Here is a 24418-nt window from a genome sequence, read left to right as displayed (position 1 = left end):
CCATCCGGCATTTCCCGGTCAAGCCGATGCACAACGATTTTTGGTGAGACGATGGATGTATGCGCTGATGGCACGCGCCTGCGGAGATCACGCTGAGGCTCTGCAATCGAGAGGCAACGTCAGATCTTGGGTGCCGAGGAGATCCCGATGTGAAAAAGCCTCCGGCGGGGCATCGCCGGAGGCTTCCTGGAGTCTAACATCGTATGATCGTCGTCTTGCGTCTGCGGTGTCGTCCTCACGAGGACGAATGATTACTCAGGCATGAGAAAATTAGCTTATCAACTCATCTGTTTTCAACACCATTTTTAAAAAAAATACCAGCGTGCAGCCAACCTACTGAAACGAATGCGACTTTCGAGCTACAGGCAATCGAAGCTCTGCTCAATTGGCTCGATCCATCGATCTGGCATCGATCGCTTCTCGAGCGCACCGGACCCGGAGTCACTCCGGAATGAGCGCCCGTACACAAGCAAAAACCCCCGGCAGTTTCCTGCCGGGGGCTCTTGAACCCGATCAGACGATCAGGATCAGAAGTTGCGCTGAGCGCGGAGCAGCAAGGACACCGAGTTCTGGTCCTTGAGCTGATAGACCGCAGCCGGCTTGGAAGTCGTGGTCGTAGCCGGGGAAACAATGTTGCCCGAGTACTTCTGGTCGAGGTTGGTCCAGGCCACGTCGGCCGAGAAGGTCAGGTTCTTGACCGGGGTCCAGCGGGTGATCAAGCCCAGCGAGGAGATGTTGAAGTCGGGGTTGCAGGTGAAGCCTGCGCCCGCGATCGCACCCATCGCCGCGCTGCCGCAGATCAGGCCCTTGGCAGTGCTGTTGTAGGACACGGCAGCCCACGAACCGTAGATCGCGGTGTTCCAGGCCGGGTTCCAGTTGTGGGTGTACGCACCGCGCATACCGTAGGTCGTGGTCAGCTGCTGCTCACCGCCGGTCACGAAGACCGAGTCGCTGACGCCAGCGAAGCCGAGCGTGCCGTAGACACCAGCCGTGCTGCTGCCGCCGTACATCGCGTAGGTGGTCGGCACCAGGCTCTGAGCGTTGTAGCGGCTCGCACCGTTGGTGTAGACGCCCTGGATGTTGATGGTGTCGCCGGGGCCGGTCGGGATGTTCTTGATCGACAGGGCCAGCTGAGCAGCCCAGCCCCACTTGTCAGCCGGGTGACCGGTGAGCTCGGTGGCGCCGTAGTAGCCGGTGTGGTTGTCATGCGCCGCGAACGACGCCTGGAACAGACCCCAAGCCTGGTCGACACGAACCATGCCGACGATGTCCGGGGACACGTTGCCACCGAAGGTGTTGGTGCCGTACGAACCGCCGATGATGCTGGCCGCGGTGATGCCCGACACGTTCCACATGTTGGTGGTGTAGTACTGGCTCGCGTCCTGCGCCGAGATCGCCGCAGTGATGCCCGAGCCGAAGTCGGCGGTGTAGGTGAACTGGTTGACACCGGTCACGGTGCCGCCGCCGCCCCACAGGCCGTCGAAGTTGTTGCCCGGGTAGTTGGTCCAGGGCGCGTCGAACTGCGACACGGCCTTACCCATCGTGAAGCCGGCGAACTGGATGAAGGCGTAGTACACGCCGATGCCGCCCTGAGCGATGTTGCCGTCGGCCTGAGCGCCAGGAGCGCCAGCCGTCGAGTAGGCAGTCGCGCCGGTCGCCGAGCCCGAGCCAGCGTAGGTGCCGCTGGTCCAGGTGAACGTCAGGTCAGCAAAGGTGCGGACCACGCCGTACTCGGTCGCGGTGCGCGTGTCGATGTTGAGGTCCTGACGAGCGCGGCTGTAGTAGTAGTTGCTCTGGCGGTTCATGCCGCCGGCAACGCCGTTGACCGCGTTGTTGTACTGGCCGTTGCTGGCGAACGACGTTTCAGCACGCAGGTAACCGCCCAGCTTGATGCAGGTGTCGGTGCCGGGGATGTAGTAGAAGCCAGCGCCGTAAAGCGAGCAGACCTTCACATATTCGACCGCCTTGGCCTTGATCGGAAGGTCAGCTGCCTGAGCCCCGGACATGGCGACGAGAGCGGCCGCCGAGCCCAGGACAAGGCTCTTGATCGTGTTCATAATGTTAAACCTCCAAGTTGCTCAGTCAGGGAAGGTTCCGCCTCCGCTGGGTGAGAGACACCCTTGGGGTTGGACCCGTTATCCCTCTTCGACCCGTCGCTCAGCCGCTTCGCGCTATCGGACACACCCGCATGAACGCGAGGGACTTGAGCGAACGACCTAAACGGGACGACGTCGGGATGCCCCCCTTCGTCGTGCGAGCAGAATTACCGAAGGCCTTTGCACACGCAACAAAGGAACCATCATTGCGGCGCCCAAGCGGCGCCTTTTCGGACCGGTGTTGCACAAAAGGCACGGAACCGTGGTTCTGCGGGAACATCTAAGTCGCTGTTTATGTTGTCGTTTTGTCACAACGCAATTTGAGGTGCTTAAGGCCGCGAGCACTCGCCCGCCCGGAACCCGCCCCAAGTCAGGCGCCGGGGCCGAGAAATCCAGCCACGCGCTGAACGAGAATCGGGCTGGAGGACGCTGCCGTCTGCGTCCCCTCCCGCCGGCCGCCTTTGCTGCAGACGACCCTCTATACTAGGGGTCCTCCGCGTCAGGGATCATCGAGAGGGCTCGCACCGCCCGTCGACTTCGACGCGTGCCGCGGCCGATCAAACGGCAGGTCCAGCCCGGATCGATGAGCCGAAGGTGAAGACCACCGCCCGCACCGGTCCGGCGAAGCCGCGGCCCTGTGAGGATTTCGAAACCGCATGCAATCTGCCGCTTGCGGCTCAGCGCGGCGTCGGGCATACCGACCGTCGCCGGAGACGTGGCCGAGTGGCTGAAGGCGGCGGTTTGCTAAACCGTTATAGGGTTGTAAAGCCCTATCGAGGGTTCGAATCCCTCCGTCTCCGCCAGCCGCCCTTGGGCGCGGCCAACAGCCCCCTCCCCCCAGATCATCCGCATCAAAGCCGAGCCGTTCACGCACCTGCCGGATCGCAACGGAGCGTGGCCGTCGTGATCACGGTTGCCGCTCGATCCCGCGCGGTTCAATCGAACAAGCCACGGCTGATGTTGATCACGAAGGCGGCGGGCACGCCGATGATGGTGCCGACGAACCCATAGCCGAGCGCAGCCCACCATGACGCTGCGCCTCCTGCTCCCATCGCGGCACCATAGATGGCGCCGAGACCGGCACAGAGGGCGGTCACCACGACGAGGCGGCGGTCATTATGGGCCTCGACCCGCAGACGCTTCAATTCGCGCCGGCTTTGCACCGCAGGCCCGGCCGGCTCGGTCGATCCACAATGCGGGCACGCCACTGCGCTGAAGGAAACGCCGCTGCCGCAGTCATGGCAGTCGATCAGCTCTTGCCGCCGCGCCTGTCGCCGTGCCTGGCCCATGCCGTCAATCCCGCTTGTCTGCGTCACACCGAACGACAGATAGGAGATTCATGGGCGCGCGACGAGGCCCGCTTCCGACGAGAATGAGCGATCGGGCGAGATCCGCCAAGCCGCGGCTTGGCTCGCTCAGTGCGCGGTCATCCAGGCGCGCGCCTCGCGCTGCGCGGTCGCGATCTCGGCGTCCGACATCTGCTCGGCGACCTCGCGGCGCATGGCCACGGCATCGACGCGGCCCCTGAGGGCGGCGAGATTGAACCATTTGTGCGCGGCGATCAGATCGACCGCACCGTCGCGACCGCTCGCATAGAGCATGCCGAGCTCAAACAGCACATCGCCGCTGGCGCCCTGCTCCGCGGTGGTCACGTCATCGAAATTGAGTTGTCCCTGAAACATCGTCGCTCTCCTTCGCTTCGAGGAGGCGGCCGGTCACCCGAGCACGCCCCCGTCCAACTGTTCAACGCCTGGTTATCCCCATGCCGTCTCGCGGCTTATGCGCGAAGGATGACCGATCAAGTTTGAAAGGCAGTTTAAACATCGTGCTGAACGAGCCCTGAACGCGGAACCCCGCATTTTCCGGGGCCGGGTTCAATGCATTGATTCGAAATGGATTCTTCAACCCGGCAAAGAGCGGTTTACCGTTCTGTTTGGCAAACTCATAACCATCCGCGAAAGCGCCTCACCGCGCTGGCGCGGAGCGCACCACGCCGCTGGTCAACAGCCGCACCGCGACTGGACACGTCCCGACAGCAAGTGCGGGAGATTGCGCAGCGCGCGCACGCCTGCGCCGAGCTGCCGATGATGCTGTTCGTCTATGGGGAGGTTGGAGGCACACAGTCGCCAAGGGCGCGGTGCTCAGGGATCGAGGGCGTCGGCGAACACGTCAGGATCAGATCCCACTCTGGCTGATAGCCGCTCGTGAGATTGCAGACCGGAAACGCGATCTGCACCGAACGAAGAAATCCTGTTTCTTCTACCGGACCGCACCGCGAGCGAAGCCGCTCTCGAGTTCGATCCGACCGTTGACCTGATGTCTCGCCGACACCCTCTATCGTCTGTTGGAGCTTCAGGAGATCCGCCCGGCTCTCGAGGAGCCATGCAGACCTAACGTTCCAACGACGTGCCGGCATCAGCTGCCGGACTCATCTCGCAGAGGACTGCGAGAGTTACTTCTTCTTGGCGACCTTCTTGGTCTTCTTGGCAGTCTTCTTCGCCGCGGTCTTCGCGACCTTCTTCACTGCCTTCTTCGCCTTCTTCGCTTTCTTGGCCATGTTGCCCTCCGATGTGAGATGGCTTAGTCGATGCGTGCACTCGGGAATCGAGCTGCACTCCTCATCGATACACCAACGAGTGAAAAAAAACAGCTTCCGGCTTAAGGAAGTGTTGACAGGCGCGCGCGCACGCGGCTGGCGCAACGCGCGAAGCAGCGCATCGATCGATCGCGAAAATCCAAACGTCGCTCTGCGCAAGGCCGCGATCGCTACTAATCGCGATTGCGCAAAAAGCCTGTGCTGCAAGTATTTTTCTGAACAGCTGTAGGACACGTCGCACGCGGCGATGCCGGCGTGCCGGCGTGCAGACTCGCATGGTGAGAGCAACGCGCGGACTCTGAGTCGTAAATTTTGGCAACGAAAAAATTTTCATTGCACACGTCCTCGTGTGCGTCCGAACGCTCGGCAACGGTGGCTTTTTTGCGAATCGCATGCGGCGATTCGCCGGACCGCGACGCCAAAACAAACGGCGCGCACCAGGTGCGCGCCGCTGGAACGAAGACGAGCGAGCGTCGTTCAGATGCCGAGCTTGCTCTTCAGGAGATCGTTCACCGCCTGCGGGTTGGCCTTGCCGCCCGACGACTTCATCACCTGACCGACGAACCAGCCGGCGAGCTGAGGCTTGGCCTTCGCCTGCGCGACCTTGTCCGGATTGGCGGCGATGATCTCGTCGACGACCTTCTCGATCGCGCCGAGATCGGTCACCTGCTTCATGCCGCGGCTCTCGACCAGCTCGCGCGGGTCGCCGCCTTCGCTCCAGACGATCTCGAACAGGTCCTTGGCGATCTTGCCGGAGATCGTGCCTTCGCCGATCAGCGCGACGATCGCCGCAAGCTGAGACGCCGAGACGGGCGACGACGCGATGTCGCGGCCTTCCTTGTTCAGCCGGCCGAACAGCTCGTTGATCACCCAGTTGGCGGCGAGCTTGCCGTCGCGCGCCCGGTCGGACAGCGCCTCCAGGACGGCCTCGTAGAACGCGGCGCTCTCGCGCTCGGCGACCAGCACGGAGGCGTCGTAGGGCGACAGGCCGAAATCCGCGATGAAGCGCGCCTTCTTCTGGTCCGGCAGCTCCGGCAGCGCCGCCTTCAGCTCGTCGACGAAGGACTGCGAGAACTCCAGCGGCAGCAGGTCCGGGTCGGGGAAGTAACGGTAATCATGCGCCTCCTCCTTGGAGCGCATCGAGCGCGTCTCGCCCTTGTCGGGATCGAACCGGCGGGTTTCCTGCTCGATCGTGCCGCCGTCCTCGATGATCTCGATCTGGCGCCGCGCCTCGGCCTCGACCGCCTGGCCGATGAAGCTGATCGAGTTGATGTTCTTGATCTCGCAGCGGGTGCCGAGCGGAGCCCCCGGCTTGCGCACGGAGACGTTGACGTCGGCGCGCAGGGAGCCCTTCTCCATGTCGCCGTCGCAGGTGCCGAGATAGCGCATGATCGAGCGCAGCTTGGTCACATAGGCCTTGGCCTGCTCGGCGTCGCGGATGTCAGGCTTGGAGACGATCTCCATCAGCGCCACGCCGCAGCGGTTGAAGTCGATATAGGACAGCGACGGCGACTGGTCGTGCAGCATCTTGCCCGGATCCTGCTCGATGTGCAGGCGCTCGATGCCAACAGTGGCGGTCCTGCCGCCGTCGAGCTCGACCGTGACCTCGCCCTCGCCGACGATCGGGTCCTTGTACTGGCTGATCTGGTAGCCCTGCGGCAGGTCGGGGTAGAAATAGTTCTTGCGGTCGAACACCGAGCGCAGGTTGATCTTGGCATTGAGCCCGAGCCCGGTGCGCACGGCCTGCCGCACGCACTCCTCGTTGATGACCGGCAGCATGCCCGGCATCGCCACGTCGACCAGCGAGACGTGGCTGTTGGGATCGCCGCCGAACGCGGTCGAGGCGCCCGAGAACAGTTTCGACTTCGAGGTGACCTGGGCATGGATCTCCATGCCGATCACGACCTCCCAGTCGCCGGTGGCGCCCTTCATCAGCTTGCCGCTGGTTGCCGTCATGGCTCTAACTCCCAAGCAGTGCGGAGACGATCCGCTCGAATTCGATATCCAACGCATCTTTCGCGACCGGCTGCCCGGCCTGGCGATACCAGTAGCCGGCATTGCCGAGGTCGCCCTCGACGCGATGCAGATGTGCGTGCGCCCAGGCCGCGTCGCGGCCGGGCTCGTCCTGAATGATCTTGTGCGCCCGGTCCCAGTCGCCCCTCGCCAGCCACCACAGGCCGGTGAGCACCGGCGTCAGGCCGGCCGCGGGCGCGTCGCCCGCGAGGCTCGTCTTGAAATCGGCGACGCTTACCACCACCGAACCGGCGTGAAGCGTCCCGCCGCCTGCTCGATGACCTCGCCGAGCGAGAACAGCGTCTCCTCGTCGAACGGCCGGCCGATCAGCTGCAAGCCCAGCGGCAGCCCCTGGCTGTCCTTGCCGGCGGGCACCGCGATGCCCGGCAGGCCGGCCATGTTCACGGTCACCGTGAAGATGTCGTTGAGATACATCTCGACCGGATCGGCGCCGCCCTTCTCGCCGATGCCGAAGGCGGCCGACGGCGTCGCCGGCGTCAGGATCGCGCTCACGCCCTGGGCGAAGCAGTCCTCGAAATCCTTCTTGATGAGGGTCCGGACCTTCTGCGCCCGGATGTAATAGGCGTCGTAATAGCCGGCCGACAGCACATAGGTGCCGATCATGACGCGTCGCCGCACCTCGGGCCCGAAGCCCTCGGCCCTTGTGTTCTCGTACAGCTCGCCAATCGACTTGCCGGGCACGCGCAGACCGTAGCGGACGCCGTCGTAGCGGGCGAGGTTCGAGGACGCCTCGGCCGGGGCCACGATGTAATAGGCCGGCAGCGCGTATTTGGTGTGCGGCAGCGACACCTCGACCAGCTCGGCGCCGGCCGCCTTCAGCCAGGCCGCGCCCTCGCTCCAGAGCTTTTCGATCTCGGCCGGCATGCCGTCGAGCCGATACTCCTTGGGGATGCCGATCTTCATGCCCTTCACCGACTTGCCGATCGCGGCCTCGTAGTCCGGCACGGGGATGTCGACCGAGGTGGTGTCCTTCGGGTCGTGGCCGGCCATCGAGCGCAACAGGATCGCCGCATCGCGGGTCGAACGCGCGATCGGGCCGGCCTGGTCGAGCGAGGAGGCGAAGGCGACGATGCCCCAGCGCGAGCAGCGGCCGTAGGTCGGCTTGATGCCGACGGTGGCGGTGAACGCCGCGGGCTGGCGGATCGAGCCGCCGGTGTCGGTCGCGGTCGCGCCCATGCACAAGAGCGCCGCCACCGCCGAGGCCGAGCCGCCGGACGAGCCGCCCGGCACCAGCGTGGTGTTGGAGCCCTCGCGGCGCCAGGGATTGCCGACCGGGCCGAAGCACGACGTCTCGTTGGACGAGCCCATCGCGAACTCGTCATTGTTGAGCTTGCCGAGCATGACGGCGCCGTCGCGCCACAGCTGCGAGGTCACGGTCGACTCGTAGGTCGGGACGAAGTTGCCGAGGATCTTCGAGCACGCGGTGGTACGGACGTCCTTGGTGGCGAACAGGTCCTTGATCCCGAGCGGAATGCCGGCCAGCGGCCCGCCCTCACCCTTGGTGATCTTGGCGTCGGCGTCGCGCGCCATCGCGCGCGCCTGGTCCGGCGTCTCCATCACGAAGGCATTGAGCGCCCGCGCCTCCTCGATCGCCTTGAGATGGGCGTCGGTCAGCTCGAGCGACGTGAAGGTCTTGCTCGCGAGACCCTTGCGGGCCTCGGCGAGCGTCAGCGAAGTCAAATCGGTCATTTGTTGATCGGGCTGCAGAAGAACGGGGAGAGCGTCTTGTCGTCGGCGGCGTCGTCCGCGAAGAACTTGTTCTTCGCAGGGGAGGCTTTCTTGGTATTGGCGGCCGCTTCGAGCTGGTCGAGGATCTCGTTGACGGCCTTGTCCGGGTCGGCGGCCTTGCCCTGCCGCTCCATGGCGTCGAGATAGTCCATATAGGCCTTGTAGGCCGCTTCATCGTCGCAGAGCAGGCACATCGGCGTTGGCTCGCTTGTCGGTTTGAAGGAGCGGATCACGCGCGACGGGCGCGCGGACCTGCCTCGGCTATTCCACCTGGCTATTCCACGACCTTCGGCACGAGAAAGAAGTTGTTCTCGGTCATCGGCGCGTTCTTGACGATGTCGTCGGCGATGTCGCCGTCGGTGACGACGTCCTGGCGCTTCTTCATCGCCATCGGGGTCACCGAGGTCATCGGCTCGACGCCCTCGACATTGACCTCCGAGAGCTGCTCGACGAAGGCCAGCATCGCATTGAGCTCGCCCTGCAGATGCGGGACCTCGGCGTCAGTGACAGCGATCCGCGCCAATTGCGCGATCTTGCGGACGGTGGCGGCATCGACCGACATTATATAGGGCCTCACGGGAAACAGTGAACCCGCCCTATAGCAGAGCCCGCTTTCGCGCCGCAACCGGCAGCCTCCGGACTTTCCCAGGGCACCGCCCCGCCCGTGACGCCGCCTTTGGCGTCAGCCCGCCAGCTTCGCAAGCCGCGCCAGCGCCTGTTCGGCCAGCGTCCGCGTCAGCTCGGCCCCCGGCAGCTCGCGGCCGAGCGGCAGCGCCTGCCCGGCCCAGAGATTGGTGAAATCGACCTTGCCCTGCTTCTCCGCGGCCGCCTTGAGCGGGCCGAGCGCGGTCGCGGCATGAGGAAACGCCGGCGCGTCCGGCGAGATCGGCCCGACCTCGCGCATCACCCGGTTGGCGACGCCGCGCGCGAGCCGGCCGGTCATCACGTTGGTAATAACGGTGGATTCGTCATCGGCGGCGGCAAGCGCGGCACGCGCCAGCACGCTGACCTTGGATTCGGGGCAGCGCAGATAGGCGCTGCCGATCTGCACGCCGGAGGCGCCGAGCGCGAACGCCGCGGCGATGCCGCGCGCATCGGCGATGCCGCCCGCCGCGATCACCGGGACATCAACCGCATCGACGATCTGCGGCACCAGCGCAAACGTCCCGACCTGCTCGGCGAGCTTGTCGGTCAGGAACATGCCGCGATGGCCGCCCGCTTCCGCACCTTGCGCGATGATGACGTCGGCGCCGTTCCGCTCCAGCCACACCGCCTCGCGCACCACGGTCGCGGACGCCATCACGACCGCGCCTGTCGCCTTCACGCGGGCCAGCAGCGACGGCTCGGGCAGGCCAAAATGGAAGCTGATGATCTCCGGCTTCAACTCCTCGACGACGGCGCACATCGCGGCATCGAACGGCGCACGGTTCGCGGCCGGGACCGGAGCGTCGGGATCAACGCCGTACTCTTGATAATATGCGCCGAGCCGCTTCTTCCACCCGGCCTCACGTGCCGCGTCGGCCTCGACGGGCGTGTGGCAGAAGAAGTTCACATTGATCGGCGCCGAGACGCGCTGGCGGATGATGTTGACCTGCTCGCGGGCCTTGTCCGCCGAGAGCATCGCGCAGGGCAGCGAGCCGAGCCCGCCGCCTTGCGCCACCGCGATGACGAGATCGGCGTCCATCACGCCGGCCATCGGCGCGAGCACGATCGGGTGCTCGGTCTTGACGAGATCCAGGAAGCGGCGGTCGGGCCACATGATTTGCTCCTATTGCTTGGCGAAGACGGCGGACGAGTTGCGCCGCCCTTGCAGGATCTGCTCGGCCTCATCGACGATGCGCGCGACGATCTCGGCGGCCGGCGGGATATCATGGATCAGGCCGACCGCCTCGCCGGCAATGACCGCGGCGATGTCGAAATTGCCTTCCGCCCTCGCCTTCACATAGTCGGCCGACACGCGCTCGACCTGCTGCAGCAGCTCGACCTCGCGCGCTATCCAGCGCCGCGCATGGTCGTTGACCAGGCAGCGTCCGGTAAACGGCGCCGGCCAGACATTGTTGCGCGACAGGTCGAAGACGATGCCGCGCACGGTCTCGCCTGATTTTGCCGCGCATATGCGGCGCTTGGCTTCGTCTGCACCGGCAGCTTCCTGGCTGGCATAGAAGCGCGTGCCGAGCAGCACGCCATCGGCGCCGAGCGTGAGCATCGCGGCAAGACCGCGGCCATCGGCGAGACCACCGGCGGCGGCCACTGGCACGCGACCGGCTGCGAGATCGATGATGGCCGGCACGATGTCGAGCGTGGTCCGCGAGGCGCCATGGCCGCCTGCTTCGGTTCCTTGCGCGATCAGGACATCGGCGCCGGCCGCGATCGCCTGCTCGGCCATGGCCTCGTCCTGCACCTGGCAGATCAAGCGCGCGCCCGCCTGCTTGATCGCCGGTGCAAAGCGCCGGGGATCACCGAACGACAGCATCACGGCGGTGGGCTTGGCCGCAAGCGCGATCTCGAGCAACTCCGGCTGCTTCGCCAGCGACCAGGTGATGAAGCCGATGCCGAACGGCGCACGCAGGCCATCGAGCTTCGCTGTCTCCTGCATGAGCCAAGCGCGGTTGCCATAGCCGCCGCCGAGAATGCCGAACCCCCCGGCACCGCTGACGGCGCGCACCAGCCGCGCATCGGCAATCACATCCATCGGCGCCAGCAGGATCGGATGATCGATGCCGAGCCTCTCCGTCAGCGCGGTTCTCAGCGGCATGAAGACTCTCCTGCGCTCTGGACGCGGAACTTAGGCGCGGGTAGCATTCTCTGAAAATGAATAGTTGAGAACTCTGCCATCGCAGATTCAAAACGGAGAGCGGCCGTGGAACTGAGCGACCTGCAGACCTTTGCCGCGGTGGCGCGCGCCGGCGGCATCACGCGCGCCGCGGAGGTGCTCAACACGGTCCAGTCCAACGTCACGCAGCGGATCAAGGCGCTGGAAGCCGAGATCGGCACCGCGTTGTTCGAACGCCACAGCCGCGGCATGACCCTGACCGGCGCCGGACAGCGCCTGCTGCCCTACGCCGATCGCATCGCGGCGCTGTCGCGCGAAGCGGTTCTCGCCGCGCGTGACGACGGCGAGCCGCAGGGGCCGCTGATAATCGGCTCGATGGAGACGACCGCCGCGGTGCGCCTGCCGACGCGGCTCGCCGACTTCCATCGCCGCTTTCCCGCCGTCGCCCTCAGCCTGCGCACGGCGCCGACCGCCGATCTCGTCGCGAGCGTGCTCGACGGCACTCTCGATGGTGCCTTCGTCGCCGGTCCGATCGACCATCCCGATCTCGCCGGCGTCGTCGCGTTCGAGGAAGAGCTGGTGCTGGTGACGGCCCGGCGCTTCGAAAGCCTGTCCGCCTTACGCGCGGCGACCGCGGCGTCGGGACCGACCGCGCTGGTGTTCAGGACCGGCTGCACCTACCGGCAGCGGCTGGAGCAGGTGTTCAACGATTTCGGCTGGCCCGCCGCGTCCCGGATCGAGCTCGGCACCCTCGACGGCATGATCGGCTGCGTCGCCGCCGGCATGGGCGTCGCGCTGCTGCCGCGCGCGGTGGTGACGCGGCACGCGATGAGCGGCAGCGTCGGGCTGCACACACTCGATCCGTCCCATGCGCAGGTCGAGACGCTCTTCATCCACCGCCGCGCGGCGCATCGCAGCAGTGCGCTGTCGGCCTTCATGGAAGGCCTCGGCTGCCGGGATCACGACATCGCGGCGTAAGACGTTCGCCCAGAGATTGTGCACAGGCGTCCCAGCCACAAGACACATTCCACAACACGGAATCAACGCCACCTCCGCAAAACACTGCCATTTCGACCGATGCGACGTTCGGGCGCTGTGCAGCGCACGCATCCGAAAACATTTTGTCCGGCAGCCCTGCACTACGTTAGGATGCAGCGCTGGCCAGCGCGAAAACAACAAACATCAACATGTCGGAGGAAATGCGATGCGCAACGCGTTCGTGTTGGGCTGCTCGATTGCCATGATGGGTGCGATCGGGACGGCCCAAGCCCAGGACTGGACGAAATCGAAATGGGGGCCGAACGACGAGATCGGCGCGGCCAACTACATCACGCCGGAGCTCGTGGTCAAAGCCGCCTCGCTGGTGAAGACCGGCAAGACCTATCCGCTCGGCATGATCATCGACTCCAAGACCCCCGCCTACCCGCCGCGCTCGTTCAAAATCACGGTGGTGCAGCCGGGACAGGCGGGCATTCCCGGACTCGGGCCCAACAAGGCGACCTACAATGACGACATCGTCGAAGGCTGGGTCGGTGTCGGCAGCCAGATTGACGGTCTCGGCCATCTCGGCGTCGAGCACGTCTATTACAACGGCAACAAGCTGCTCGACTTCGCCGATCCGACCGGCCTGAAGAAGCTCGGCATCGAGAAGGTGCCGCCGCTGGTCGCACGCGGCGTGCTGCTCGACATGGCCGCCTATTATAACACCGACGTGGTCAAGGAAGGCACGGCGTTCAACGTCAAGGAGATCGAGGAGGCCGCCAAGAAACAGGGTGTCGAAATCCGCCAGGGCGACATCGTGATCTTCCACACCGGCTGGCTCGGTCTGATCGGCAAGGACGACAAGCGCTACGGCGCCGGTGAGCCGGGTCTCGGCGTCGAAGGCGCGAAATACCTGACCTCGAAGGGCGTGGTCGCCGTCGGCGCCGACAATTGGGCGGTGGAGGCGATCCCGTTCGAGTCCAACAACCTGTTCGAGGTGCACCAGATCCTGCTCGCGATGAACGGAACCTACATCCTGGAGAACATGGACACCGCTGAGCTCGCCAAGGACAAGGGCTATGAGTTCCTGTTCGTGCTGGGCCAACCGCGCTGGCGCGGCGGCGTCCAGGGCATGATCAACCCGATCGCGATCCGGTAGCTCATTGAATCGCATCTGCTTTGCGGGCACGGTCTGCCGTGCCCGCTCAGCCATTCACGACGAACTCCCCGGCAATGCCGATCGCCGCAAGAAATGACGGGTCGTGGCTGACGACCAGCAGCGCGCCGTCGAAGTCGCGCAGCGCCCGCTCCAGGATCTCGATCGAGAAAATGTCGAGATGATTGGTCGGCTCGTCGAGCAGCAACAGCCATGGCGGACGCTCGCCGCCGAACGTGCAGGCAAGGCCCGCACGCAGGCGCTCGCCGCCGGACAGCGTCTCCACCGTCTGCTCGGCGTCGCGGTTGCGGAATGCGAAGCGCGCGCAGGCTGCATGCGCCGCCTCGGCGCCGAGCGCCGGATGGAGGCGGCGGAAATTGCCGATGATGCTGTCGCTGCGATCCAGCAACGCGACGTGCTGATCCAGCATCGCGATACGCCCGTCGGCGCGCCGGACCGTTCCATCGGTCAGCGGAATCGCGCCGATCGCGGCCCTGAGCAGCGTGGTCTTGCCTGCGCCATTGCGTCCGGTGATCGCGATCCGCTGCCGGCCCCTGACACCGAGCGTCCAGGGACCGAACCTCCTGTCGCCGGCGCTCACGACCGCGTCCTCCATCGCAAGCAGCTCGGTGCCGGCGCCGAGCCCGGTCGGCGGCAGGACCATCGAGAGCGGCGTCAGCACCTCCACACGTTGTCGCGCCTGTTCTGCTCGCTCGGCCGCTTCGGTGATCATGCGCTCGGCGAGCCGCTGCGATCGCCCGCCGGTCATCTCGGCCCGCTCGGCTCGGGCGCCCAGCATGATCCTCGGGGCCGAGCCGGCGGCGGCGAAAGCACGGCCGGCCTTGTCCTTGCGCGCCTTGGCTTCGCGCTGGCGCTGCACGGCGCGGCTGACATCCCGCACATGCGCATCAGCGCGGTCCAGCGCGATCGCTGCACGCGCCCGCGCATCCTCCCGCGCCGTCGTAAACATCGTCCAGCCGCCACCGACGATGTGGACCCCGACCGGGGTGAGCTCCACGATCCGGTCCATCTTCTCCAGCAGCGCGCGGTCATGACTGGCAACCAGCACGCCGCCGCGCCAGCGCCGCATCAGCCGGCCGACGGCGTCGCGGCCCTCGGCATCGAGATTGTTGGTGGGCTCGTCGAGCAGCAGCAGATCCGGCGCCTCGATCAGCAGCCGCGCGATGCCGATGCGCGTCCGCTCGCCGCCGCTGAGCGAGTCCATCGAGCGATCGAGCGCAATTCCGGCGAGGCCCGCCTCGGTCAGCGCGTCATCGACACGACTCGGCAGGCTCCAATCCGCGCGCGCGAGATCATCGGCAAGATCGGCGTCCTGGCTCTTTCCCGCGACGATACGGCCGATGACCGCAAGATCACCGGCGACGCCGAGCGCCTCGTCGACACGCAAACCGGGATCCCAGTGCTGCGCCAGAAGGCCGAGCGCCCCGCTGCGCGTCACCGCTCCGGCCGCCGGCTCCGAGACGCCAGCGACGATGCGGAGCAAGGTCGACTTGCCGGAGCCGTTGCGGCCGACCAGACCGACGCGCTCGGCGCCGATCGAGAGCGTGAGATTGTCGAAGAGAGGATGACCGTCAGGTGTCGCGGCGGCGACCGCGTCGAGCGTGAGACAGAAGGACATTAGCGACCGTGATGGCAGAGGACACAAAGCGGCGGGCAATGTTGGTCCTGCGATCCACGGCACCACTCCTGTTCACGGTACGATGCTCCATATAGAACGATGGCAGCGGAGCGACAAGCCATGCGCCTGCCGTGCTGGCTCGGGGGATGCACCCGTGCTAAGCGGCGCGCCATGCCCGCTCCCATCCTTCCCCTCATCGAAGCCGCCGGCCGCTGGCCCGAGCGCGGGGCGCTCGTCGGCCTCGATCTCGGCACCAAGACCATCGGCGTCGCCGTGTCGGATCCCGACCGGAGGCTCGCCACCGGCGTCGAGACCATCCAGCGCAAGGCCTTCAAGGCCGATGCTGTCAGACTGCAGGCGATTTGCGCCGAGCGCAAGGTGGTCGGCTTGGTGCTGGGCCTGCCGATCAACATGGACGGCAGCGAAGGGCCGCGGGCGCAATCGACGCGGGCGTTCGCGCGCAACCTCGCGGGCATCACCGACCTGCCGATCGGCCTCTGGGACGAGCGGCTGTCGACGGCCGCCGTCGAGCGCGAGCTGATCGGCATGGATGTCAGCCGCGCCAAACGCGCCGAGGTGATCGATACGCATGCAGCGATCTTCATCCTGCAGGGCGCGCTCGATCGGCTTGCGACCTTGCGCCAGTCCGGTCGCTAGCTCATGAGCCCCGTCGCCGCGGCGCTCGCGCCGGTGTTCCTGCTGATCGTGGTCGGCTTCGGCCTGCGGCGCAGCCTGATCCGGCTGGATACGCAATGGCACGGGCTCGAGCGGCTGACTTATTATGTGCTGTTTCCGGCGCTGCTGCTGCAGAGCCTGGTGAAGGCCGATCTCGGCAAGGTGCCGGTCGCAGGCATCGGCGGCGCCCTGTTCCTGGCGATGCTGGCGATGTCGGCGCTGTGCCTCGCGCTGCGGCCGCTGCTCACCCGCTCCGGCATCGATGGTCCGGCCTTCACGTCGATCTTCCAGGGAGCAACCCGCTGGCAGACCTACGTCGCGCTCAGCGTGTCGGGCAGCCTGTTCGGCCCGACCGGGCTCGCGGTGGCCTCGGTCGGCATGATCGCGATCATCCCGATGGTCAACGTCTTCAGCGTCGCCGTGCTCGCGCACTACGCCTCGCCGACCCGCCGCTCGATGCGCGAGATCCTCGCCACCATCGTCCGCAATCCGCTGATCTGGGCCTGCATCGCCGGGCTCGCGCTCAACGTGGCGCATGTGCCGCTGCCAAAGCTCTGGCACGATGCCGCCGATGCGCTCGGCCAGGCCTCGCTGCCGATCGGTCTGCTGGTGACCGGCGCCGGTCTGCACTTCGAGGGCTTGCGGCGCGCCGGCCCGGCCGCCGCGCTCGGCGTCGTGCTCAAGCTGGTCCTGATGCCCCTCCTCGCTATCGGGCTTGCCGGATGGTTCGGCGTCACCGGCCCGAGCCTCGTGGTGGTCGCGATCTGCGCGGCGGTGCCGACCTCGCCGAGCGCCTATGTGCTGGCGAAGCAGATGGGCGGCGATGCGCCGCTGCTGGCGCAGATCATCTCGCTGCAGACCGTGCTGGCCGCGCTGACCATGCCGCTCGCGATCGCCTGGGCGAGCTGAACACCGCGCTCAGGAGTGGCCGCTGGCGAGCCACATGGTTTGCACCGTGGCGGCGAGGTTGTTGAGCCCGTGCAGCACCATGGTCAGATAGGTGGAGTGGGTTCGAGAGCGCAGATAGCCGAACCACACGCCGAGGGAAAACACGTTGAGCAGCGCGAACCAGTCGTACTGGAGATGCAGCACGGTCCACAGCAAGGACGACAGCACGATGGCGCCGGGCACCCGCAGAAAGGAGTCCGACCAGCCGCGATAGAGAAAGCCGCGCGCCATCAGCTCTTCCGAGACCGGCGCCGCGACGCAGAAGGCGATGACCAGCAGCCAGACCACGCCGTCGCCTCTGGCGGTCTTCAGGATGTCCACCATGAAGCTCGACGACGTGTCTCCGCGGCCGGTCAGTTGCGAAATCAGCTCCCAGCATCCCAGGATCACAACCATGCCGACAAAGCCAAAGCCGAAATTCTTCCAGCCGGTCCAGCGCAGGCCCAGATAGTCGGCGAACGACATGCGGGTGTGGCGGACGGCAAAATAGATCGGGATCAAAATGGCCGGAACGCCCATGATCGCCGACAGCGAGACCGTGAGCGACCGGCTCGCGATCTGGATCATGGCCAACTGAAACGCGGCCATGCTGTCGATTGGCCCCTCATGGCGCAGCAGGAAATAGACGATAGGAGTCAGCTGGCCGATGAAGAACACGACGATGATGAGGAGGCCCCACAGCAAGGTGCGCCAGAAGCCGAGCGTGCGCGGCTGATGCTGCGCCGGAGCGACCTGCTGCGGCGGGTTGCCCGGATCGAGGGAATCCATCACGGCGGCTTCGGGAGTGTCGGTCAAGGCAGCGCGCGCTCCAGCAAGGTACGGATGTCCGAGGGATCGAGATCGATGGCGCCGTACATGCTCGGATGAACAGCGGAAAGACGCGTCGCGGCGAACAGTTCGGCATGGCCGGGCATCACGAGGTTGAGCGCGGCGGCGGCTGCGAGCAGCGCCAGCCTCTCGACCGCGAGGCGCGCGACGCGCTCGGAATCCGATCGACGGAAGCTGGTCTCGATGAAGGCAAGCGCCTCCGCGGCGCCAGGGAGTCCGCCGGTCTCGGCTTTCAGATGCATCAGGATATGCGCGGCAGCCTCCGTCTCGCGCGACAGCGCGCGCAGCACGTCGAGGCACATCACGTTGCCCGAGCCTTCCCAGATCGCATTGACCGGCGACTCCCGGAAGTGGCGCGCGAGAATGCCGTCCTCGACATAGCCATTGCCGCCCAGGCACTCCATCGCCTCATACAGGAACGGCGGCGCGCTCTTGCAGACCCAGTATTTGATCGCGGGCGTCAACAGCCGCATGTAGGCGGCTTCGCTCGCGTCAGCCGGCGTGCGGTCGAACGCGCGGCACAGCCGCATCACCAGCGCCACCGTCGCCTCGACATGGAGAGCCATGTCGGCGAGCACCGCCTGCATCAAGGGCTGGTCGGCGAGATGCTTCTGGAACACGCTGCGATGGCGCGCATGATGCAGCGCATGCGCGAGCCCCGAGCGCATCAGGCCGGCAGACGAGATCGCGCAATCCTGCCGCGTCAGTTGCACCATCTGGATGATGGTGCTGATGCCCCTGCCCTCGTCGCCGACCCGCTCGGCATAGCTGCCTGCGAACTCCACCTCCGACGAGGCATTGGAGCGATTGCCGAGCTTGTCCTTCAAGCGTTGAAACTGGATCGCGTTCACCGCGCCATCCGGCGTGAAGCGCGGCATGAAGAAGCAGGTCAGGCCGGCATCGGCCTGCGCCAGCACCAGGAAGGCGTCGCACATCGGCGCCGACATGAACCATTTGTGCCCGGTGATGCGATAGCCATCGGTCGTACGCTCAGCGCGCGTCATGTTGGCGCGCACGTCGGTCCCGCCCTGCTTCTCGGTCATGCCCATGCCGAGCGTCATGCCGCGCTTTTGCCACCACGGCGCAAACGCCGGATCGTAGTCGCGCGTGCCGATGAGGGGCATCGTCCGCGCCAGCAGGTCAGGCTGCGCGGCCAGCGCCGCCACCGAGGCCCGCGTCATCGTGATCGGACAGAGGTGTCCGCTCTCGACCTGCGAGGCGATGTAGAACTTCGCCGCGCGTACCACCTCCGACGCGCCGCCAACAGGATGGCCCCCGGCGGTCCATGTCGAATTGTGCAGGCCGGCCTCGACCGAGCGCGTCATCATCTGATGATAGGCCGGATGAAACTCGACGACGTCCCGCCGAAAGCCCTTGGCGTCGAAGCTGCGCAGCTTCGGCGTGTTCTCATTGGCGAGCCGGCCCTGCTCGGCCATCGCAGCCGAGCCCCATCGCTTGCCGAAAGCTGTCAGCTCCTGCTCAGCCCCGGCACCACCATTGGCCTTGACGGCGTCGGCCAACGGCCGGTCGGCCGTGAACAGGTCGACGTCCTCGAACGGCGGCGACTGGTTGAAGACCTCATGGGTCGCGAAGGAAGACTGCGTCATGGCCGTGCCCTGCAGAGATCGATCATCGGCGCGGCCGAATGGGAAAAACATAAGTGGTCGCGCCAGCGCCCGGCAGCGAAAAGTGCCACCACTCCTTGGCATAGTTCACAAAACCTTGCCGCGCCATCACCGCAACCAGTTCGTTGCGCCAGCGGCGCTGCTCCGGTGTCAGGTTCTGCGCAGCGGTATGGGCCTTCACGTCGGAACAATCGTAGCCGGTTCCCATGTCGACGCTGCCCTCGGGCGCGCGTAGCGCTGCGGGCGCGGTGCAGTCCGCGTAGTCCTTGGCCGGGTCGAACGCCGCGGAATTGTCGGCCGCGAGCTCGACCAGCGTGAGATCGAGCGCCGCACCCGTCGAATGGCTCGAACGCAGGGCGATATAGCCGAGACGGAACAGGTCCTGCTTGGCAACGCGCGGAGTGTAGCGGCGGCCGGCCGTGGTCTCGACGCCGTCCTGGGACCAGGCCAGCATCTCTGCGACCGCACGCACCGGCCGGTAGCAGTCGAGCATCTTCAGCGACAGGCCGCGCTGCCGCAGCTCGGCCTGAGCCGCCTGCAGCCGCCGCGCCACGTCACGCGTCACGACGCATTCGGCCGCCTCGTAGCCCGGCAAGGGTCGGCCGACGAAATTGTTGCTGCCGGCATAACGGATGTCCTGGAGGATCGTCGGGTCGATGTCGCGGAGATAGACGAAATCGAACGGCAACGCGGCCGCGCAGGCCGGCACGATCGCCGCCAGCAGGATCAGCGCATATCGGAGCGGGCCTCCTCCGACGACGGCCCGCCAGCCCCCGGTTTGGAGCCCCCTGAGAGGCTCGGAAGACGGAACGGGGGATAACTCGGAACCCCGGCTTTCGGCCTTGCCCCTCATGGAAACCGCGCCTATAGCTCTGGCTTTAATGGCAACCTCTCCGAAATCGACTTTCGTCCTCGGGCACCGGCATTTGCTGGGAATCGAGGGCCTTTCCGCCCACGACATCACCGGCCTCCTCGACCTGTCCGAGGAGTATGTCGAACTGAATCGTCAGGTCGACAAGAAGCGCACCGTGCTGCGCGGCCGCACCCAGGTCAACCTGTTCTTCGAGGCCTCGACCCGCACGCAATCCTCGTTCGAGCTGGCGGGCAAGCGGCTCGGCGCCGACGTCATGAACATGTCAGTGTCGTCCTCGTCCATCAAGAAGGGCGAGACCCTGATCGACACCGCGGTCACGCTCAACGCGATGCATCCGGACATTCTGGTGGTCCGCCACCACGCCTCCGGCGCGGTCGAGCTGCTCGCGCGCAAGGTCGACGGCTCCGTGATCAATGCCGGCGACGGCGCGCATGAGCATCCGACGCAGGCGCTGCTGGACGCGCTGACGATCCGCCGGAACAAGGGCCGCATCGAGGGGCTGGTCATCGCGATCTGCGGCGACGTGCTGCATTCGCGCGTGGCGCGATCCAACATCCTGCTGCTGAACACGATGGGCGCGCGCGTCCGCGTGGTCGCACCCTCCACGCTGCTGCCACCCGGCATCGAGCGCATGGGCGTCGAGGTCGCGCGCGACATGCGCGAGGGGCTGAACGGCGCCGACATCGTGATGATGCTGCGGCTGCAGCGCGAGCGCATGAACGGCTCGTTCGTGCCGTCGTCGTCGGAATATTTCCAGTATTTCGGGCTCGACCAGAAGAAGCTCGCCTACGCCAAGCCCGACGCGCTGGTCATGCATCCGGGGCCGATGAACCGCGGCGTCGAGATCGAATCCATCGTGGCCGATGGCGCGCAATCGCTGATCCGGGAGCAGGTCGAAATGGGCGTCGCCGTGCGCATGGCCGTGCTCGAAGCACTGGCCCGCAACCTGCCCAACGCGTGATACAGAAGTCGGGACCAAACGCCATGCTGACCGACCGCCGCCCGATCCTGCTCGCCAATGCGCGCGTGATCGACCCCTCCCGCGACTTCGACGGCCCCGGCGACGTGCTGATCGCCGACGGCGTCATCCGCGACCTCAAGCGCGGCATCGGCGCCGCGGGCGTGCCCGAGGGCACCGATGTCGTCAACTGCGCCGGCAAGATCGTGGCCCCCGGCCTGATCGACATGTGCGCCTTCGTCGGCGAGCCGGGTCTGGGCCATCGCGAGACATTCGCCAGCGCCAGCCAAGCCGCCGCGACCGGCGGCATCACCACCATCATCTGCCAGCCCGGCACTGAGCCTGTGATCGACAATTCGGCGACCGTCGACTTCGTGCTGCGCCGCGCCCGCGACACCGCGATCGTCAACATCCAGCCGATGGCGGCGCTGACCAAGGGCCTGCGCGGCGAGGAGATGACCGAGATCGGGCTGTTGCGCGCCGCCGGCGCCGTCGCCTTCTCCAACGGCCACAGCAGCGTGATGAACGCCCAGGTGATGCGCCGCGCGCTGACCTATGCGCGCGATTTCGACGCCCTGATCGTGCATCACACCGAGGATCCGAACCTCGTCGGCGAAGGCGTCATGAACGAAGGCGAGTTCGCCTCGCGGCTCGGCCTCTCCGGCATTCCGCCCGCAGCCGAAGCCGTCGTGCTCGAGCGCGACATGCGCCTCGTCGCACTCAGCAAGGGCCGCTATCACGCGGCCGCGCTGAGCTCGATCGACTCGCTCGACATCCTCAGGCGCGCCCGCGAGGCAGGGCTCACGGTGAGCGCGTCGGTCTCGATCAATCATGTCACCCTGAACGAGAACGACATCGGCCCCTACCGCACCTTCCTCAAGCTGACGCCGCCGCTGCGCACCGAGGTCGACCGCCGCGCGCTGGTCGAGGCGCTCGCCTCCGGCCTGATCGACGTCATCATGTCGGACCACACGCCACAGGACGTCGAGGTCAAGCGGCTGCCGTTCGCGGAGGCTGCCAGCGGCGCGGTCGGACTCGAGACGATGCTGCCAGCGGCGCTGCGGCTGGTGCACAATGGCGAGCTCAGCTGGACCGCCCTGATCCGCGCGATGTCGACCCGGCCCGCCGAGCTGCTCGGCCTGCCCGGTGGCACCTTGCGGGCGGGCGCGCCGGCGGACATCATCGTGATCGATCCGGACGTGCCCTGGATCCTCGATCCGGCAGACCTCAAATCGCTGTGCAAGAACACGCCGTTCGACGAAGCCCGCTTCACCGGCCGCGTGGTCCGCACCATCGTCGGCGGCCGCACCGTGTTCGAACATGTCTGACGCCAGGCGAAGCGTCGAAGGAGTCGCGTGATGGGTTCCGAAGCCTTCCTGCCGGTCGCTCTCATCATCGGCTATCTCCTCGGCTCCATCCCGTTCGGCCTGATCCTTACCAAGCTCGCCGGCACGCAGGATCTGCGCAGCATCGGCTCCGGCAATATCGGCGCCACCAATGTGCTGCGCACCGGCCGCAAGGGGCTGGCGGCGGCGACCCTGCTCGGCGACGCTCTCAAGGGCACGGCGGCCGTGATCATTGCGGGCTATCTCGGCGGCCCGAATGCCGCGATGGTCGCGGGCCTCGGCGCCTTCCTCGGTCACTTGTTCCCGGTGTGGCTGAAGTTCCGCGGCGGCAAAGGTGTCGCCGTTTACATCGGTATTTTGATCGGACTGTTCTGGCCGGGCGCGATCTTCTTCTGCCTCGTCTGGCTCGCAACCGCCTTCGCGCTCCGCTACTCATCACTCGCAGCACTCGTCGCCAGCGTGCTGACGCCGATCGTGCTGTGGGCTTTCGGTCACACCGCGCTGGCCGCCTTGTTTGCTCTGCTCACATTGTTGCTCATTTACATGCATCGCGAAAACATCAAGCGATTGCAGGCCGGCACCGAGAGCAAGATCGGCGCGAAGAAGTAACTACTCCGGGCAAATACGGGTAATGTGTGGTTCGTGCTGAAATCGCAGCGGCAACGCAGCAACACCTGTGCTTCATCAGCTAACAAGTCAACGCCGGACCCTGGCGTGAATCATGATTGCCTGTCATGATTCCGGCATCTGATTACGCAAGACCCATTCAAGCGGTTCGTCGCCACGCGCGATGATCGCACTGATGAGGAGCCGGCGCAGCAAATGTCCACCCCGGTCCGTTCCAGCGCCAGCGCCCTCCTCTCCGCCGCTCAGATCTGGTTGACGGATGCGTTCGGCTCCACCAGCGAACCCGCCGCTCCCTCGCCGGCGACAGCGGTCGAGCCCGCGACGAGCGTCGGCGTAGGCGCGGCTGAAGATCTGGTTCCTGAGAGCGCAAACGCCGCGATGGAGCCTTCGGCGAGCACGCCGCAGGAAAGCACCGCCGCCGTCAAGCTTCCCATGACCGGGGCGGCGGCTGCCGCCGAGCCCAAGCCTGCGGAAACGCCGGAGCGATCGCTCGCCGAGACGATCGCCAGCGCCACCCTGCCGCCGCCGCCGCGAACATGGCCGCCGCGCAAGCTGTCGCTGGCCCTGCAGGGCGGCGGAACGTTCTCGGCCTTCACCTGGGGCGTGCTGGATCGCCTGCTCGAGGAACCCGGTTGCGATTTCGACACCATCAGCGGCGCCAGCGCCGGCGCGGTCAACGCCGCGCTGCTCGCGAGCGGGCTGGCCAAGGGCGGCCGTGACGAAGCGCGCAACCGGCTCGCGTTGTTCTGGACCCGGCTGATGGAGGAGGCGTCGTTCCGATCGCTGCTGGTGATCGGCGCGTACTCGCCGGCGAGCAGCTCGGTGTCGTTCGGCGCGGGGCTGCGGGGCGGACGCGCCGACCCGCTCGATCTCGATCCGCTCCGCGACCTCCTCCGCGAGACGATCGATTTCGACGCCGTGCAGGGCCCGGCCGCGCCCCGCCTGCTGGTTGCGGCGACCCGGGCCCGTGACGGCCTGCCGCAGATCTTCCGCAATGCCGGCGTCACGCCGGATGCTCTGCTCGCCTCCACCTGTCCCGCGCAACTGCACGCCGCAGTCGACATCGAGGGCGAGGCGTATTGGGACGGCGGCTACGTCACCAATCCGCCGCTGATCCAGATCGCGCATGAGTCGAGCGCCGCCGACCTGCTGGTCGTTCAGGTCATGCCCGCGCGCGACGCCTATGTGCCGATGACCTCGGCCGCGATCGATCGCCGCCTCGACCAGATCGCCGGCAATGCGGTCCTGAACGCCGAGCTCGCGGCACTCGAATGGGCGCGCAGCGACGGCCTGCATCCGCCGCGCGTTCATCGGCTTGCCGCCGAGGACGAGATCGAGGCCCTGGCTCAGCGCGATGCGACCGACCTCGGCAGCGGCTTCATCGAGCTGCTCTACCAGCGCGGACGCGACGCCGCGGAACGCTGGCTGCGCGAAGCCCCGGCCGGCACCACGCCGGCCATCCCCGACGAGCAGCCCGCGCTGGCGTCGCCGGTGTCCGTGTCCGAGGATGTGCGCGACGTCGCGCCGGCGTAGC

Annotated in this window: 23 protein-coding genes and 1 tRNA gene; 10 read left to right on the top strand and 14 right to left on the bottom strand. The window is 66.4% G+C overall.

The window, feature by feature from the left end:
• Nucleotides 1–527 precede the first annotated feature (527 nt).
• Nucleotides 528–2057, bottom strand: coding sequence for a porin (locus ACQR2C_RS26725; protein WP_315804013.1), 1530 nt, complete (start codon nt 2055–2057; stop codon nt 528–530).
• A 748-nt stretch (nt 2058–2805) separates the two neighbouring features.
• Between ACQR2C_RS26725 and ACQR2C_RS26720 the strand changes: the two genes are divergently transcribed.
• Nucleotides 2806–2899 (top strand) — tRNA-Ser (locus ACQR2C_RS26720).
• A 132-nt stretch (nt 2900–3031) separates the two neighbouring features.
• On the opposite strand, the gene ACQR2C_RS26715 is transcribed toward ACQR2C_RS26720, so the two are convergent.
• The gene (locus ACQR2C_RS26715; protein ID WP_315804076.1) at nt 3032–3385 is read right to left on the bottom strand and encodes a hypothetical protein; all 354 of its coding nucleotides are present in this window, start codon (nt 3383–3385) and stop codon (nt 3032–3034) included.
• Nucleotides 3386–3511: 126 nt separating this feature from the next.
• The gene (locus ACQR2C_RS26710; RefSeq protein WP_315740271.1) at nt 3512–3778 is read right to left on the bottom strand and encodes a hypothetical protein; all 267 of its coding nucleotides are present in this window, start codon (nt 3776–3778) and stop codon (nt 3512–3514) included.
• 954 nt (nt 3779–4732) lie between these two features.
• Here ACQR2C_RS26710 and ACQR2C_RS26705 point away from each other — a divergent pair.
• On the top strand, nt 4733–4921 hold the full coding sequence (locus ACQR2C_RS26705) for a hypothetical protein (protein ID WP_434838244.1): 189 nt from the start codon (nt 4733–4735) through the stop codon (nt 4919–4921).
• 248 nt (nt 4922–5169) lie between these two features.
• Here the strand turns inward: ACQR2C_RS26705 and gatB are convergent, their stop codons facing one another.
• From gatB to ACQR2C_RS26670, 7 genes are all read right to left on the bottom strand, one after another.
• Complete coding sequence (gatB, locus tag ACQR2C_RS26700) at nt 5170–6648, bottom strand: Asp-tRNA(Asn)/Glu-tRNA(Gln) amidotransferase subunit GatB (RefSeq protein ID WP_434838245.1); 1479 nt, start codon at nt 6646–6648, stop codon at nt 5170–5172.
• 4 nt (nt 6649–6652) lie between these two features.
• Nucleotides 6653–6949 carry a hypothetical protein gene (locus ACQR2C_RS26695; RefSeq protein WP_434882462.1) on the bottom strand — a complete coding sequence of 99 codons (297 nt, stop codon included), beginning with the start codon at nt 6947–6949 and terminating at the stop codon, nt 6653–6655.
• The gene (gene gatA / locus ACQR2C_RS26690; protein WP_316181889.1) at nt 6940–8415 is read right to left on the bottom strand and encodes an Asp-tRNA(Asn)/Glu-tRNA(Gln) amidotransferase subunit GatA; all 1476 of its coding nucleotides are present in this window, start codon (nt 8413–8415) and stop codon (nt 6940–6942) included. Before gatA ends, ACQR2C_RS26695 begins: the two co-directional genes overlap by 10 nt.
• Nucleotides 8412–8648 carry a hypothetical protein gene (locus ACQR2C_RS26685; protein ID WP_315804080.1) on the bottom strand — a complete coding sequence of 79 codons (237 nt, stop codon included), beginning with the start codon at nt 8646–8648 and terminating at the stop codon, nt 8412–8414. Before ACQR2C_RS26685 ends, gatA begins: the two co-directional genes overlap by 4 nt.
• An 80-nt stretch (nt 8649–8728) precedes the next feature.
• A complete protein-coding gene (gatC, locus tag ACQR2C_RS26680) occupies nt 8729–9016 on the bottom strand; it encodes an Asp-tRNA(Asn)/Glu-tRNA(Gln) amidotransferase subunit GatC (protein WP_315804081.1) in 288 nt (95 codons plus the stop codon).
• A gap of 120 nt (nt 9017–9136) precedes the next feature.
• Nucleotides 9137–10213: an NAD(P)H-dependent flavin oxidoreductase gene (locus ACQR2C_RS26675; protein ID WP_315804082.1), complete on the bottom strand. Its 1077-nt coding sequence runs from the start codon at nt 10211–10213 to the stop codon at nt 9137–9139.
• A 9-nt stretch (nt 10214–10222) separates the two neighbouring features.
• Complete coding sequence (locus ACQR2C_RS26670; RefSeq protein WP_316218304.1) at nt 10223–11209, bottom strand: NAD(P)H-dependent flavin oxidoreductase; 987 nt, start codon at nt 11207–11209, stop codon at nt 10223–10225.
• Nucleotides 11210–11314: 105 nt separating this feature from the next.
• On the opposite strand from ACQR2C_RS26670, the gene ACQR2C_RS26665 reads away from it, so the two are divergent.
• Together ACQR2C_RS26665 and ACQR2C_RS26660 are read left to right on the top strand one after the other, a co-directional pair.
• The gene (locus tag ACQR2C_RS26665; protein WP_434882461.1) at nt 11315–12205 is read left to right on the top strand and encodes a LysR substrate-binding domain-containing protein; all 891 of its coding nucleotides are present in this window, start codon (nt 11315–11317) and stop codon (nt 12203–12205) included.
• A 226-nt stretch (nt 12206–12431) separates the two neighbouring features.
• The gene (locus ACQR2C_RS26660; RefSeq protein WP_316237460.1) at nt 12432–13367 is read left to right on the top strand and encodes a cyclase family protein; all 936 of its coding nucleotides are present in this window, start codon (nt 12432–12434) and stop codon (nt 13365–13367) included.
• 46 nt (nt 13368–13413) lie between these two features.
• Here ACQR2C_RS26660 and ACQR2C_RS26655 read toward each other — a convergent pair whose 3' ends face one another.
• Complete coding sequence (locus ACQR2C_RS26655) at nt 13414–15003, bottom strand: ABC-F family ATP-binding cassette domain-containing protein (RefSeq protein ID WP_434874493.1); 1590 nt, start codon at nt 15001–15003, stop codon at nt 13414–13416.
• Between the two features lie 171 nt (nt 15004–15174).
• Here ACQR2C_RS26655 and ruvX point away from each other — a divergent pair, with 171 nt between their 5' ends.
• Nucleotides 15175–15660 carry a Holliday junction resolvase RuvX gene (gene ruvX, locus ACQR2C_RS26650; protein ID WP_316237462.1) on the top strand — a complete coding sequence of 162 codons (486 nt, stop codon included), beginning with the start codon at nt 15175–15177 and terminating at the stop codon, nt 15658–15660.
• Nucleotides 15661–15663: 3 nt separating this feature from the next.
• Complete coding sequence (locus ACQR2C_RS26645) at nt 15664–16587, top strand: AEC family transporter (protein WP_434874492.1); 924 nt, start codon at nt 15664–15666, stop codon at nt 16585–16587.
• A gap of 9 nt (nt 16588–16596) precedes the next feature.
• On the opposite strand, the gene ACQR2C_RS26640 is transcribed toward ACQR2C_RS26645, so the two are convergent.
• The 3 genes from ACQR2C_RS26640 to ACQR2C_RS26630 are packed head-to-tail and all read right to left on the bottom strand — an operon-like array spanning nt 16597 to nt 19788.
• Nucleotides 16597–17421, bottom strand: coding sequence for a CPBP family intramembrane glutamic endopeptidase (locus ACQR2C_RS26640; RefSeq protein ID WP_434874491.1), 825 nt, complete (start codon nt 17419–17421; stop codon nt 16597–16599).
• Nucleotides 17418–19061: an acyl-CoA dehydrogenase family protein gene (locus ACQR2C_RS26635; RefSeq protein WP_434874490.1), complete on the bottom strand. Its 1644-nt coding sequence runs from the start codon at nt 19059–19061 to the stop codon at nt 17418–17420. Before ACQR2C_RS26635 ends, ACQR2C_RS26640 begins: the two co-directional genes overlap by 4 nt.
• A 22-nt stretch (nt 19062–19083) precedes the next feature.
• Nucleotides 19084–19788, bottom strand: a complete 705-nt coding sequence (locus ACQR2C_RS26630; RefSeq protein ID WP_315804091.1) for a M15 family metallopeptidase — start codon at nt 19786–19788, stop codon at nt 19084–19086.
• A gap of 172 nt (nt 19789–19960) precedes the next feature.
• Between ACQR2C_RS26630 and ACQR2C_RS26625 the strand changes: the two genes are divergently transcribed.
• The 4 genes from ACQR2C_RS26625 (at nt 19961) to ACQR2C_RS26610 (ending at nt 24417) form a co-directional block, all read left to right on the top strand.
• Nucleotides 19961–20914, top strand: a complete 954-nt coding sequence (locus tag ACQR2C_RS26625) for an aspartate carbamoyltransferase catalytic subunit (RefSeq protein WP_042339600.1) — start codon at nt 19961–19963, stop codon at nt 20912–20914.
• A gap of 23 nt (nt 20915–20937) precedes the next feature.
• Nucleotides 20938–22239 carry a dihydroorotase gene (locus tag ACQR2C_RS26620; RefSeq protein WP_315804092.1) on the top strand — a complete coding sequence of 434 codons (1302 nt, stop codon included), beginning with the start codon at nt 20938–20940 and terminating at the stop codon, nt 22237–22239.
• 30 nt (nt 22240–22269) lie between these two features.
• Entirely contained in the window at nt 22270–22866 is a 597-nt protein-coding gene (gene plsY / locus ACQR2C_RS26615; protein WP_434838254.1) for a glycerol-3-phosphate 1-O-acyltransferase PlsY, read from the top strand.
• Between the two features lie 213 nt (nt 22867–23079).
• On the top strand, nt 23080–24417 hold the full coding sequence (locus ACQR2C_RS26610) for a patatin-like phospholipase family protein (RefSeq protein ID WP_434882460.1): 1338 nt from the start codon (nt 23080–23082) through the stop codon (nt 24415–24417).
• Nucleotide 24418: the final 1 nt, after the last annotated feature.

The organism is Bradyrhizobium sp. HKCCYLRH3061 (genome assembly GCF_051168015.1).
Classification (GTDB): domain Bacteria; phylum Pseudomonadota; class Alphaproteobacteria; order Rhizobiales; family Xanthobacteraceae; genus Bradyrhizobium.
Note: the sequence above shows the minus strand (reverse complement) of the source record. Positions and strands in the feature narration are given on the sequence as shown.